Annotated in this window: 8 protein-coding genes; 4 read left to right on the top strand and 4 right to left on the bottom strand. The window is 52.7% G+C overall.

The genetic code is table 11. From position 1 onward, the window contains the following. Positions 1 to 5 precede the first annotated feature (5 nt). The 4 genes from HUF18_RS07360 to HUF18_RS07345 all read left to right on the top strand — a co-directional run bounded on the left by HUF18_RS07360 (position 6) and on the right by HUF18_RS07345 (position 9,341). Positions 6 to 1,184 (top strand): DUF11 domain-containing protein, encoded by a 1,179-nt coding sequence (locus HUF18_RS07360; RefSeq protein WP_225691691.1) that lies wholly within the window; start codon positions 6 to 8, stop codon positions 1,182 to 1,184. 33 nt (positions 1,185 to 1,217) lie between these two features. Next, positions 1,218 to 7,037 carry an OmpA family protein gene (locus tag HUF18_RS07355; protein WP_225691690.1) on the top strand — a complete coding sequence of 1,940 codons (5,820 nt, stop codon included), beginning with the start codon at positions 1,218 to 1,220 and terminating at the stop codon, positions 7,035 to 7,037. Positions 7,038 to 7,196: 159 nt separating this feature from the next. Further along, positions 7,197 to 8,219: a DUF2804 domain-containing protein gene (locus tag HUF18_RS07350; protein ID WP_225691689.1), complete on the top strand. Its 1,023-nt coding sequence runs from the start codon at positions 7,197 to 7,199 to the stop codon at positions 8,217 to 8,219. Positions 8,220 to 8,351: 132 nt separating this feature from the next. Then, positions 8,352 to 9,341: a hypothetical protein gene (locus tag HUF18_RS07345; protein ID WP_225691688.1), complete on the top strand. Its 990-nt coding sequence runs from the start codon at positions 8,352 to 8,354 to the stop codon at positions 9,339 to 9,341. 88 nt (positions 9,342 to 9,429) lie between these two features. On the opposite strand, the gene ccmI is transcribed toward HUF18_RS07345, so the two are convergent. From ccmI to HUF18_RS07325, 4 genes are read right to left on the bottom strand one after another with little or no spacing between them, the layout of a single operon-like run. Further along, entirely contained in the window at positions 9,430 to 10,647 is a 1,218-nt protein-coding gene (ccmI, locus tag HUF18_RS07340) for a c-type cytochrome biogenesis protein CcmI (RefSeq protein ID WP_225691687.1), read from the bottom strand. Then, entirely contained in the window at positions 10,644 to 11,105 is a 462-nt protein-coding gene (locus HUF18_RS07335; protein WP_145469386.1) for a cytochrome c-type biogenesis protein, read from the bottom strand. Before HUF18_RS07335 ends, ccmI begins: the two co-directional genes overlap by 4 nt. Beyond that, positions 11,102 to 11,617, bottom strand: coding sequence for a DsbE family thiol:disulfide interchange protein (locus HUF18_RS07330; RefSeq protein WP_145469385.1), 516 nt, complete (start codon positions 11,615 to 11,617; stop codon positions 11,102 to 11,104). The genes HUF18_RS07335 and HUF18_RS07330 overlap by 4 nt, the downstream gene beginning before the upstream one ends. After that, complete coding sequence (locus HUF18_RS07325) at positions 11,614 to 13,590, bottom strand: heme lyase CcmF/NrfE family subunit (protein WP_225692014.1); 1,977 nt, start codon at positions 13,588 to 13,590, stop codon at positions 11,614 to 11,616. Before HUF18_RS07325 ends, HUF18_RS07330 begins: the two co-directional genes overlap by 4 nt. Between the last annotated feature and the right edge of the window lies 1 nt (position 13,591).

Raw genomic sequence — 13,591 nt, 5'->3', positions numbered from 1 at the left:
ATCGTATGAAATCCATACAAAAACTGGTTCTGCCTGCCGTGATATCTCTTGCCGGCCTCACAGCGTTTGAGGCCAATGCAGCAGCATTAACAGCAGCTGGTACCCAAATCGAAAACACGGCGGTTATGAATTACTCCGTGAACGGCTCATCGAAAGAAGTCAAGGCTCTGAACGACCTGCTGGTTGACGTGAAAGTCGACCTCGAAGTCATTCAGGCCAATGCCGACGGCGTACACTCAACGTCGGAACAAGTTACCATTGATAGTACTGTCTACTACGTAGTTGGTAAGTACGATATTTCAAACTCCAGCAACGCGAACGCAACCATCAAGTTCTCTGCTGCTGACGCTGCGTCATTTGCCCACTCCGGCGGCACGGCTGCAGCACCAACGCTGACGGGCGCTAACTACGTCTACTCACTCGACGGCACCAGCCTGCTGGTGGCTGATGGCGATGGGGAGTACTCAGTGGCGATCAATCAGGCGACTGACAACGCTTCCATCCCAGCGACCACCGTGTACGTTCTGGCCACCAGTCAGGAAGCAATCGGTAAAGATGGCGACATCATGGCTGCCCAGTTGACAGCCAGCGTGAAGAAAGTAACCAACACCCTGCTTAATGCTATTCAGTCTGGTGGTTACGCAGTAGGCGCAACCGACAGCCGGAACGATGCATTCGACAAAGACACAATTCAGTTCGTGTTTGCTGACAACGGTGGTGACAACATTGAATCCGCCATTGACGGTCTGAAACTGGACAACATGCCTGATTTCGGAACCAATCCTGATGGCACAGGCACCAACAGCGCCTTTACCAAAACCAGTGAAGTGGTTTGGGATCCTTTCACAGGTAAACTGGATACTGCTAACGGTAAAAATCCGAAAGCTATTCCAGGTTCAATCGTTAAGTACACTGTGGTACTGAACAATCAGGGAAGTGGTGCTGCGACCAATGTATCGGTTTCCGATACCCTTCCTGCTGAACTGACCTACTGCGATACCGCACCGAACGAGGCTGTAAGTGACGGTATAACCTGTGCACTGACAGCCACAGCTCCTACTGATGGTACGAACACTGATGTGGCTCCGACTGCCAGCGGTAGTACCTCTGGTGTGTCCGTTGTTTACAGCACCTTCAGCGGTGGTAGCACCAGCACAATCACGTTCTATGCGATTGTGAACTAAGCCATGATTAATGCCATCCGCCAAGTAATCAGTATGTACAGATACGGACGTTCAGTTCGTATCTGCGCCTGCCTGTGGCTGGCGGTTATGGCAATTAATCCGGTTTCTGTACTGGCAGCAACGCCTGCCGGTACAGAGATCACCAATATTGTGTACGCAGATTTCAGCAAAGACAGTAAGCTATTCCGACAATCACATTCGGTATCCTTCCTCGCCGAAAAAGGCCCGGTTGATCCTGCACCACCAACACCCACATTTTCTGAAATTTCTCTGCAGCATCTGACTGGTAGCGACCAATCAGGTTTAGACATAAACGTTACCCAGTGTGGCAACGGCAGCGGTAATTTCACACCTATTTCAAGCGTGACGGATATCCCAGGTAACAACTACAGCTTACCGGGAACCTTCACGACCGCTGATGCCGGATACGGCTTTAAAATCGGCGAACCCTTAGTTGTTGTTCTGCAAGATGCCGATCAGAACCTCAGCGCCACAGCCATTGACCAGGTTATTGTCATCGTCAGCAACAGCAGTAATACCGATACAGAACAACTGCGCCTGAGTGAAACCGGTATCAATACCGGTATCTTTGCCGGTGTCATTGCCACCAACCGTATTTCAGCGGCATCACAATCTTACGATTGCGCCTTGTCACTGAAAACCGGCATGACTGTATCAGCTAATTATGAAGATACCCGTGACGCAACCGATACCAGCGCGACCACAGCCCCTTTTGATCCATATAGCCGGGTATTTAATTCTGTAAGTGGCGAACCAATCAACGGCGTACAGGTCAGTCTTATTAATGCTGACACCGGCCTGCCGGCAACGGTCTATGGTGACGATGGTATTACCCCTTACCCTGCAACCGTTACCACGGGGCCATCAACAAATTCCGGCATCAGCATTCAGGCAGCAAGCGCAGCCGGTTTTCCGGATGGCAGCTTCCGCTTCCCATACATACCCGATGGTAATTATCGTCTGGAATTTTCTGCGCCAGAGCGTTACCGAATTCCGTCCAACGCCGACGACCAGCAACTGTCTCAGCTTACCGGTTCATTTACGGTTAACAATATTTCCCGTGGCGATAGCTTCACACTGCAACAGCGAATTCTGCTCACAGATATTCCTGCCGATGATCTGCAAGCCGGTATTTTATTAAGTAAAACCGCCAATAAAACAGAAGTCGGTGTCGGCGATTTTATTCAATACAGCGTAACGCTCAAAAACAAAGAAACTCTGGTTACCAATGCCAATATTGTCGACCAGCTTCCGGCCGGCTTACGTTTCCGCAAGGGTTCCGTGCGCTATAACGACGACAAAGCAGCCGATCCGGTTATCAGCAGCAATGGTCAGACATTGACCTTCCCAATGCCAGACCTTAGCGCAAACCAAAATCTGACCATCACCTACGTTACTCAGGTTACCGCTTTGGCACAGGGCGATCTGACCAATATTGCCTGGCTTGAAGATGACCTGGTGAACGCTAATAAAGCTCAGGCAACGGTGAAAGTGGCCGATGAATTTTTCAAAGATCGTGCGCGTTTATTTGGCCGCGTCTACCTCGACGATTGCAGCGGTAACTTGGACGCTGAAGCTGTGTCCAATGTGCGTCTGTTTATGGAAGACGGAACCTATGTCGTCACCGATGCCAATGGTGAATGGCATATTGAAAACGTCCGTCCGGGCACCCACGTCGTACAGCTGGATACCGCCACCATTCCACCTTATATGGAAGTGGTCAGCTGCGATGAACGCGGTTTCCATGCCGGCCGTGCATTCAGTCAGTTTGTTGATGTGCAGGGCGGCAGTTTCTGGCGCGTCGATTTTGCGCTGAAAATGAAAACCCCTGAAAGTGGCGAAATCCGTCAGCGTTTGAGTCATCAGCTGGTGCCTCTGGCGGCTATGGCTGATGGCAAACTGCCTTACAATTCCCCCGTGCCGGAAAAACTGCGCTTTACCGTCGACCTCGAAGGCAACGGTCTGGAAGTGAACAACGTTATTCAGATGATCGCCCTGCCCGACGGTGTTATTTACGAGCCCGGCAGCAGCGTACTGGATAATGTCCCGTGGGAAGATCCACAGATTTCCTACGGTACGCTGATTTATAAACTTGGCGATAAACCGGCCGACTGGTCACACCAGCTGCAGTTTTCGGCCATCGTCAGCGATAAAGCCGACAGCGGTGAATTAACCACGCGCTCCATTACCCGCTTCCAGGCCGAAGGTCAGCCCAAGCAGCAGATTAAACCAGCCAGTACCACCGCCGTGCTGCAGCTGCCGCCGGACGATGGCCAGGTAAAACCGATTAATCCGCCGAAATTCGATAATTTTTCTGATGTTTTAACGCCGGAAGACAAAGCCAACCTGAAAAATGTGATCGACCGCCTGGCAGGCCTGCGCAATTTAACCGTACAGGTCGTTGGCCATACCGACAGCACGCCGATTGCCCGCCGGAATAAACATATTTATGCCGATAATCAGGCGCTGTCTGAAGCCCGGGCATCATCGGTGGCCCGTTATCTGGCCGAACAGTTGGGCGTTGAGCCGCAGAATATCCGTGCCGTTGGTAAAGGCTCCTCGGTGCCGGTGGCCAGCAATGCCAGCCGTGATGGCCGCGCATTAAACCGTCGCGTGGAAGTCAAAGTACTCAGCGGCGATCCGGATATCCGTCTGGCGACTATTGCCAGCGACATTCAGATTGCTTCAGTTCAGGCATCGATTGAAGGCTTCGTTAACACGCTCCCCGCCACCGCCGCTGGTGCCACAGAAGATTATAATGCTCCCGAAATGCCTGTTTTTGATGAGTATTGGTTCAATACTGCCGCCGATCAGGCTCAGTGGTTATGGCCGCCACTGGATCGCAGCCCAGCCATTGCCAGTACAAAAATTGCTATTTCGCATGCCAAAGATGAGCGAATCCGTCTGCTGCTGAACAACAGTCCTGTAAGCCCACTTAACTTTGATGGCACAGAAAGCAGTAAAAGCCGTGATCGTGCAGTCAGCATCTGGCGTGGTGTGGATCTTCAGCCTGGCGCAAACCGTTTCAGTGTTTTCGTGATCAATAAAGATGGTGACATCGTTGATCAGTTTGAACGCAATGTGCAATTTGCACAGGTTCCGGCCAAAGCCGAACTCGTCAGCGACAAAACCCGCGCCATAGCTGATGGCATCACCCCTGCTGTCATTGCAGTACGCCTGACCGATAAAGAAGGGTTTCCGATTCGTTACAACGTCACCGGCGATGTGGACGTTACGGCTCCTTACGAGCTGTACGATATTAATCGTCAGATCGAAGCCAACCCGCTGGGCGAAACGCAAAAGATTCAGTATCGCGTCGGCAACGACGGTATTACCCTGATCAGTCTTGCTCCAACCAGTCAGGCTGGTGAAGCAAAACTGACCTTTAAACACCAGAATGGCCAGGAGGATGTCATCAGTGCCTGGCTCAAGCCTGCTCCGCGTGACTGGATTCTGGTCGGTTTAGGTGATTTTTCCGTTGGCTACAACTCATCCTCTGGCGATAGCGACAGCCGTAATGCAGCCAATGTTGATAACAACATTTACCATGATGGCCGTGTTGCATTCTTCACTCAGGGTCAGGTCAGTGGTGAGTGGCTGATTACCGCCGCTTATGATTCCGGCAAGCCGAAAGCCGAAGCCTTTGCCAGCGTGATCGAGCCTGATCGTTATTACACCCTGTACGGCGATGCCAGCCAGCAACAACTGGATGCAAGTTCAGCCCGCAAGCTGTATGTGCGCATGGAACGTGAGCGTTTCTTTGCTGTGTTCGGTGATATTAATACCGGCCTTAACAGCACAACCCTTGGCCAATACAACCGCAAAATGACCGGTGCACAAATTCAGTATCAGGGCGATGTTGTTGAAGCTTCGGGATTTATCAGCCAATCAGATCAGGGCTCAGTGCGCGATGAAATTCAGGGCGATGGCACTTCTGGTCTGTACCGTTTCAGCCAGAAAAACATTGTTCTGAACAGTGAAACACTGACGATTGAGGTGCGTGATCGTTACCGCAGTGAAGTTATCCTGTCTTCAGAAACCCTGACCCGTGACAGCGATTATGTCATCGATTACCAGGACGGTACGGTGTACTTCAAAAGCCCGGTGAGCGCTACTGACGAGAACTTTAACCCGCGCTACGTAATCGCCGAGTACGAGGTTGAAGGCGGGGAGCTTGGTTATATCAGCGGTGGCCGGGCCGGCGTGAAACTTCTTGATGACAATGTGAAAGCCGGGGTAACCAGCATCACTCAGAATCAATCGGGTGAAGACAAGCACCTGCGCGGTGCTGATATCGACGTCACATTAGGTGACACCCGTATCAAAGCGGAAGTTGCACAAAGTGAAAATGTGAATGGCCAGGTTTCTGAAGGTGCGAACGCTCACCTGTTGGAAATCACCCATCGTACCCAAACGCTTGAAGCCAAAGCCTACATTCGCAGTCAGGATGAAAACTTCGGCTTTGAGCAAAGCCCGACTGCAGAAAACGATTACCGCAAAGAAGGAGCCGAAGCGAAAGTTTATCTCTCTGATCGTGACTCCTTGCATGTACAGGGTTTTCATCACTATCAGATGAGTACTGGTAATGATAAATACCAGGCCTCATCGGAATGGGTACGCAATCTGGATAACCAGAATCAGGTATCCATCGGGCTGCTCACGGCCCAGGAAGAACTGACCGATGATACACTTATCAGCGATCAGCTGACCGCTGGTTACACCACCCGCGTGTTAAACAGTCGTCTCGCCCTGAGCGTTAAAGGCCAAACCAATATCAGCAGCCGCAGTACGGATGATGATCTGATGTCATTAGGTGCGGAATATCGCCTGAGTGAAGCCGTCAGTCTGTTTGCCGGACATGAAACAGGTTTCTCATCCGATACCCCGGAACGTTCAACTATCGGTGCACGGGCTACGCCATGGAACGGCGCGCAGGTGCAGCAAAGCATTGAGCAAATGGAACAAGACGATGCCTATCGCCTGTATGCCGTTTCCGGTCTGAGTCAGGATATCCCACTCAGCAGTGCCTGGAGCATGAGCTTTGGTTTTGATCAGGCGCAGAATCTGGAAGCCAATATTCCTGGTGAAAGCAGTGATACCACTGAAGACTACTATGCGGTGCATGCCGGTACTGCCTTCCGTACAGCTATGTGGCAATGGAACAACCGTATCGAACGTCGTGAAGGCGATGTAACAGACAAATGGGTTGCACGCTCATCGGCATACCACCCTCTTTCCGATGCATTAGCTCTGGGTGGCAGCCTGAATTATTTCAAAGAAGACGGCAGCAGCAGTTACAGCAACCAGCTCGAAGCGAGTTTCGATCTGGCCATCCGCCCGCGTCGCCACCCTTATGCCCTGCTCTGGCAAACCCGTTGGGTGCAGCAGGCTGAAGGCGGCGAAGGCACGCCAAGCCGCTCACGCAAACTGATCAACAATGTACACGGCAACTGGCTGTTCACGCCGGCGAACCAGCTGGCCGCCCAGTACGGTATCAAACGCGTGCTCGATCAGTACAACAGCGATGATTACGCTTCCACCACCGACTTTATGGCGGCTGAATGGCGTCATCACCTGAATCCGACCTGGGATATCGGTGCCCACGGCCGTCGTCTGCACAGCTACGAAGCCGGTCAGACCGCGCACGGTACCGGTGTATCGGTTGGCTGGATTCCGCAGACCAACGTCTGGCTCGGACTGGGTTATAACTTTACCGGCTTTATCGATACCGATTTCTCTGCCGCCAATTTCACCGCCAAAGGCGTGTACCTGAAGATGCGCTTCAAAGCGGATCAGGAAACCCTCGCCACTCTGCGTGCGGCTTTCTACTGATAGCCGCACGCGTCAATACTGCCCCCGCGGAATATCAGAACTGTCACTAACTGACTGGACGCAACCGTTGCAAACGCTGACAATACGCCATCATTCTCAGATACAGGTACCGGCACTGTTTCCGGTTGCCTGATAACAAAAACAAAACAAGGAACTGGCATGACCTCCCGTGATCAACTGATTAACGCTCAGGGCCAACCGGCATTTGGCATCTTTCCTGATGGCGTCAGCGAACTGAATTATCTCGATTATGATCTGCGCTCGCCGATGGATCGCAAGCGCAGTGCGCTGGCCAAACGTTTTGGCTTTAATCAGTTCCAGTTTGTCAGTTTTATCAGCCCACAGTTAATTATCGGTCTTGCCATTGTCGATCTGAAACTGGTCAGCAACGCTTTTCTGTATTTATACGATCCGGAAACGGAAGCCTTTGAAGAATTCAGTTTTCTGCAACCGCTGGGCAAAAACACCCATATCGAACCACGGCCGAATGACGGCAATGCTGAATTCCGCAAAGGCGGTAATACATTCAGTATCAAAGCCAGCCGTACTCCGGGTGTGCGCAAAGTATCGGTGTCACTGGCCAAGGGCGTACACATTGATGCCACCATCGACGAAAGCACTTCCTATAACCCGCTCGCTATCTGTACCCGCGCCGGTTACCAGGGCTGGGTATTTACCCAGAAAAGCACCGCTCAGGTCTGTAATGGCGTGGTCGACTGGCACGGGAAAAAATACGATCTGCAGGCCATTGGCGCTCTGGCGGGTGTCGACTGGACCGGCGGTTTTATGCGCCACGAAACCTTCTGGAACTGGGGCAGCCTGTCATGCCGGCTGAGCGATGGCCGTCGCCTGGGCTTTAACCTCGCTGCCGGAGTAAACGAAACCGGCTTCAGCGAAAATGCCATCTGGTTAGACGGCAAGATGATTAAAGTGGATATGGTGGATTTCCGTTTTGACCGCTACCACCCGGATCATTCCTGGGCGCTGCGCTCCGCCGATGGCAGCATTGATCTGCACTTTGAGCCTAAAGGCCGGCGTCAGGAAAAAACCAATGCGCTGATTATGGCGTCCAACTTTAATCAGTACTTTGGCCAGTATCATGGCGAGATTCATCTGCCGGATGAAAGCATTCACCTCGAAGGCGCCTGGGGTCTGGTCGAAGACCACTACGCCCGCTGGTAAAAGACGGTTGCGGAAGCCGATGTTCATTCGCGGGCCAATATTATCCGGCCACGCGAATGATCAAACACGCCAATAGCGAAAATCTGACGGCTTTTGTATAGTCATTCTGACAAATGACTGCAGGATGCCGCTATGAAATCCAACCGCCTCACCCTTGCACTTTGCCTCGCCGCTCCTCTGGCACAGGCCGAATTTTCCAATACATCCTACAGCTTCTTTGCTGCCGGCTTTGAGAATGTGAATTACTCGGAGCACCTCGATAACTTTGGCGGTTCAAAGGTCGATTCAAGTTTCTCTGCCACCAATTTTGTTCAGCGCTCCGGCGGCTATACCGCCATTGACGAACATTTCGGTTTCTTTATTAAGACAGCCTCAACGCTGATTGCTCAGGAAGAAACAGAAAAGTGGGACGCCAGTGGCTTTTCCGGCCCGGTGCAGGAAGATGTAGCAGCAATGAACTATCAGGCTCTGGATACCACCATGGCCTACCATATGGGCAATGGTGGTTACTGGCTGCTGGGTATTCATTATCAGAAAATCAGCTTTTCCCGCTTCGGCTGGGAAAGCACGGATCAGACCGAAAGCTTTGCCGATTCTATCGAAGACTATATCCGCAATACTCCGGCGTTGTTTAATCCGATTCAGACAGGTATCAGTAACGGCTCCTTTAAGGATTCTGCGGGTAATATTATTACCACCGAAGCCGAATACTTTGCGGCAACCCGCTATAAACCAGAAGATACCTTGGAGGTTGTATTCGAAGATGCCAGCTCTTTCAGCCTGACCGGTGGCTATGAATACGACAGCTACTTTATGAACCAGTCACTGGGGCTGCGTTATATTGCCGGTGCTCAGTTAGGGTTAAACCTGTATGAAAACGTACTGAACAGCGGAAATAACAAAGCGCTTACCCGCAATTTTGGCGGCGGCGTTGATCTGCGTTTAACCGCCGGTATTGGCTACCAATTCCGTCCGGAAGTCGGTGCGATGGTTATGCTGGATGCCAACGGCAGCTGGCGTGATGGCATTAAAGAAAGGCTGAATTCAGCACAAACCGTAGAGCTGCCGGATAACACCTTTTATGCCTACGCTCTGACCGGCAGCGTGTTCTGGAATTTCTGAAAAACGGAAATATTCGCGCGAAAAAAAAAACGGGCAGTGCCCGGTTTTTTATTTCTGCCTGTCGCTGAATGCCAGGCACTGCTGAATACTAAGGCAGCAACTCACTGATGGTCAGTTTAATCAGATTTTCTTCATGATTACTGACGGGTGACTGCTCGGCCTGCCAGTCACCACTTTGTGGCATTGGCTGGCCCGATTTGGAAATCCGCGCCACTAACGCGACCTGTTCATGACTGCTGAGGTTCATACCCGGCGCCATCGCCTGTGCGTCACTCAGGGTAATCACCTGTGGTAACTGAGCGACTGTCAGCTTCTGTACGGCTAATGGCATTGGCGGGCCACTGACAGCACGGGCCAGAACAAACACAGTATCCGCCGGATCAACGGCGGCCTTAGCTTCAGCAGAAAGGTCGACCAGCACTTTAATTTCGCTGCGTTTCATCCAGCTTAAATCCACCTCACCACCCTGCTCACGCACGTGTTCAACCGCACGTAAAATACCCTGTGCCAGCATTTGCGCTTCCGGGGAATCGCCCATGCCCAGCCACAGCTGACGCCAGTAATTAACGGCGCCCTGATAATCTTTTAATTCGAAGGCGAGCATACCGGCCATACCTAACGCCTGACGATTACCCGGAGTCAGTGCCAGTGCGTCTTTTAACAGCTGGTACATGCCATTATCCGCTTTCTGATCAGCGGCAAAGAAGCGAGCCTGAGCCAGGAGTGTCATGGTCGCCGCACGGTCAGCGGTTGCTTCTTCCGGCAAGGCAACCAGAATATCGGCAAAGACTTCTGCGGCCTGAGCAAAATCGCCATTGGCATTCAGCAAACGGCCGCGCAGGTAATTCCACTCGATATTGCCCGGTTGCTTTTGTCCGGCAGCGGCAAGGCGCTCAATTAATTCACTGCGTTCCGGCTGCGTCAGTTCAACCTGACTGGCTTTTTCCAGCAACTCAGTGGCGCGCAGTTCATTCGCGGCACCCCACTGCTGATACAGCAAGACGGTTCCGACCACAGAAAACAGCAGCAACGCCAGAGCAACCGGCCAGCGATAACGTGCAGGAGATGCTACTGCCTGAAGACCGGCATTACCGCTGGACGCCAGAAATTCACGATCCAGCTCCAGCTGCAGTGCCTGCTTTTGTTCCTCATCCAGATCACTGGCCGCCAGCTCATCGGTGCGTTCCTGATACAGACGCAGATTTTCTTCACTCTGATAACGGTCATCAGCTTTTTCCCGGTGCCAGACCGGCACCAGCAAAAACATCAGCAGTAACAGACTCAGTAATAACAGTGCCCAGATCATGAAGATTTCGCCTTATTTTTTAATGCCTGCAGACGTGCCTGCTCTTCTGCACTTAACGGTGCTGCTGGTTGTTTCTGACCGCGACGGATCAGCACCAGTAATAACAAACCAAATACAAAAACCAGCGCCGGGCCAAACCACAGCAAAAAGGTTTCTGCGCGGAATGGCGGGTTATAACGCACAAAATCGCCATAACGGTCGACCAGATAGCCGACAATTTCTTCGTCGCTCTGACCTTCCTGCATCAGCTCGTACACTTTATCGCGCAGATCAACCGCAACCGGGGCATTGGAGTCCGCCAGATTCTGGTTCTGACATTTCGGGCAGCGTAAATCCTGTGCCAGCTGCTCAAAGCGCGCGGCATCGTCAGGATCGTCAAAGGGATATTTATAACCATCGACCGTTGCCAGCGCTGACAGTGGCAGCAACAGGCAGAGAAACAGGAAAATTTGCTTCATTGCATCGCCTCAAATTGCGGCTGCAGTTTGTCCCAGACCGCAGGATTCAGATCGCCGATATGCTTAGCGCGGATAATCCCTTTGCTGTCGACCAGAAAGGTTTCCGGCGCGCCATAAACGCCGAGTTCCAGACCTAACTTGCCATCAGGATCGGCGATATTAAACAGATAAGGATTGCCGTAAGCCTGCAGCCACTGACGGGCTTTAAAATCATCGTCTTTGTAATTAATGCCGACGATTTTAACGCCTTCTTTGGCCAGCTCATTTAAAAAAGCATGCTCGGCTTTACAGGTTGGGCACCAGGTTGCCCAAACATTCACCAATACCGGCTCCTGCGGTAAATGATTGGTGCTTTCGCCGGACTCAACGGTATTCAGAATAAAGGTCGGAAACGGCTTACCGATTAATGGTGACGGCAGCGAGGTTTTATCCTCCTGACCCAGACCGATCCAGAACAGAATGCCCATGGCAATAAAACCGACCAGTGGAATAAACAGGAACGCGCGGTTCATGCGGTCACCTCCTGTGCAGTGTTTGCCTGAGCACTATTCTGTGGTGCATTTTTACGCTGGCGGTAACGCTTATCCAGCATGGCCAGCAAGCCGCCCACCGACATAAAGATTGCCCCCAGCCATACCCAGCGCATAAAAGGTTTTACCTGCAGACGCATACCCCAGGCACCATCGGCCAGAGGTTCACCCATGGAGACATACACATCGCGGAACAACGATACATCAATCGCCGCTTCGGTCATGATCGAACCGCTGGCGTTGTAACGGCGTTTCTCCGGCTGCAGCAGAGCAATCTCACGCTCGCCGTCATAGACACGGAAACGAATGGCATCAGACACGTAGTTCGGTCCTTCCACATGGCCGGCATCAACAAATTCAAAGCGGTAATCACCAAGCATTTCCGAATCGCCTTTGGCCATACGAACCGACACTTCTGTGCTGTAATTCGCGACCATGGTGACGCCGATAATGGTAATCGCCACACCAAGGTGCGCCAGTACCATGCCCTGATAGCTCAGACCCAGCTGCGGAATACGGCTTAAACGGCCACGGGCTTTTTTCCAGACATCCACCAGCGTGGCGCCAATCAACCAGAAACTGACGCCCATACCCAGCAGCACTTTCCAGTTCATTGTGCCGTCAGCCAGCAGAGGTACCGCAAAACCCAACAGCACAGCTGCAACCATCGCCGCCACGGTTTCAGAGCCCAGACGCTTAAGGTCATCGGCTTTCCAGCGCGCCATAGCACCCAGCGCAATCACCAGCCCCAGCACGACGCTGATAGGTACAAACATAAAGTTGAACCAGGACGCACCCACCGACAGCTTGCCCATGCCCATAAAGTCGATAATCAGCGGATACAGGGTGCCCAGCAGAATGGCAAAGGCAGCCACCAGCAACAGCAGGTTATTAAGCAGCAGGAAGCTTTCACGCGACACCCAGCTATAACGGCCCACCGACGCCACGGTCGGCGCTTTAATGGCATACAGCAATAAGGAGCCACCCACACAGATACCCAGCAGCGCCAGAATAAACACCCCGCGCTCAGGGTCAGAGGCAAAGGCATGTACCGAGGTCAGCACACCGGAGCGCACCAGGAAGGTACCCAACAAACTCAGGGAAAAAGCAAAGATAGCGAGCAACACCGTCCAGCTTTTAAACAGGCCGCGTTTTTCAGTCACCGCCAGCGAGTGCAGCAACGCAGTGGCCACCAGCCACGGCATTAATGAAGCATTCTCAACCGGGTCCCAGAACCACCAGCCACCCCAGCCAAGCTCGTAATAGGCCCACCAGCTGCCCAGAGCAATCCCCAGGGTCAGAAAGATCCAGGCGGCCATGGTCCACGGACGTGACCAGCGGGCCCAGGCAGCATCCAGACGCCCACCCAGCAACGCCGCCAGAGCAAAAGCAAAGGCAACCGACAGACCGACGTAGCCCATATACAGCGTTGGCGGGTGCACGATCAGACCAAAATCCTGCAGCAGCGGATTCAGGTCGGCGCCTTCCTGCGGCATGCTCGGCAGGTTACGTTCAAAGGGGTTGGAGGTTTCCAAGGTGAACAGAATAAAGCCCACCGACACCATCCCCATAATCGACAGCACCCGCGCCACCATATCCAGCGGCAGCGATTTACTGAACCAGGCAACCGCCAGCCCCCAGCAGCCCAGCATGGTTACCCACAGCAACAGCGAGCCTTCGTGAGCGCCCCAGACCGCACTGATCTTGAACGCAGTCGGTAAAGCGGTGTTGGAGTTTTTGGCGACATAAGCCACCGAGAAATCATCCACCACAAAGCAGTAAGCCAGAATCACCAGACTGATGATCAGAAATAACGCCTGTGCACTGGCCAGCGGGCGGGCATAAGCCATCAGCCAACCCTGACCACGGCGCACACCGACCAGCGGTACCACCACCTGAATCGCGGCCACCAGCAGCGCAAAAATCAGTGCCAGCTGGCCAAACTCAGGCAGCATT

This window comes from Thalassolituus sp. ST750PaO-4 (assembly GCF_020320405.1).
GTDB classification, from domain to species: domain Bacteria; phylum Pseudomonadota; class Gammaproteobacteria; order Pseudomonadales; family Oceanobacteraceae; genus Venatoribacter; species Venatoribacter alkanivorans.
Note: the sequence above shows the minus strand (reverse complement) of the source record. Positions and strands in the feature narration are given on the sequence as shown.

Coding starts and splice junctions, on each gene's coding strand:
- HUF18_RS07360 (WP_225691691.1), top strand. CDS start 6: ATGAAATCCATACAAAAACTGGTTCTGCCTGCCGTGATATCTCTTGCC.
- HUF18_RS07355 (WP_225691690.1), top strand. CDS start 1,218: ATGTACAGATACGGACGTTCAGTTCGTATCTGCGCCTGCCTGTGGCTG.
- HUF18_RS07350 (WP_225691689.1), top strand. CDS start 7,197: ATGACCTCCCGTGATCAACTGATTAACGCTCAGGGCCAACCGGCATTT.
- HUF18_RS07345 (WP_225691688.1), top strand. CDS start 8,352: ATGAAATCCAACCGCCTCACCCTTGCACTTTGCCTCGCCGCTCCTCTG.
- ccmI (WP_225691687.1), bottom strand. CDS start 10,647: ATGATCTGGGCACTGTTATTACTGAGTCTGTTACTGCTGATGTTTTTG.
- HUF18_RS07335 (WP_145469386.1), bottom strand. CDS start 11,105: ATGAAGCAAATTTTCCTGTTTCTCTGCCTGTTGCTGCCACTGTCAGCG.
- HUF18_RS07330 (WP_145469385.1), bottom strand. CDS start 11,617: ATGAACCGCGCGTTCCTGTTTATTCCACTGGTCGGTTTTATTGCCATG.
- HUF18_RS07325 (WP_225692014.1), bottom strand. CDS start 13,590: ATGCTGCCTGAGTTTGGCCAGCTGGCACTGATTTTTGCGCTGCTGGTG.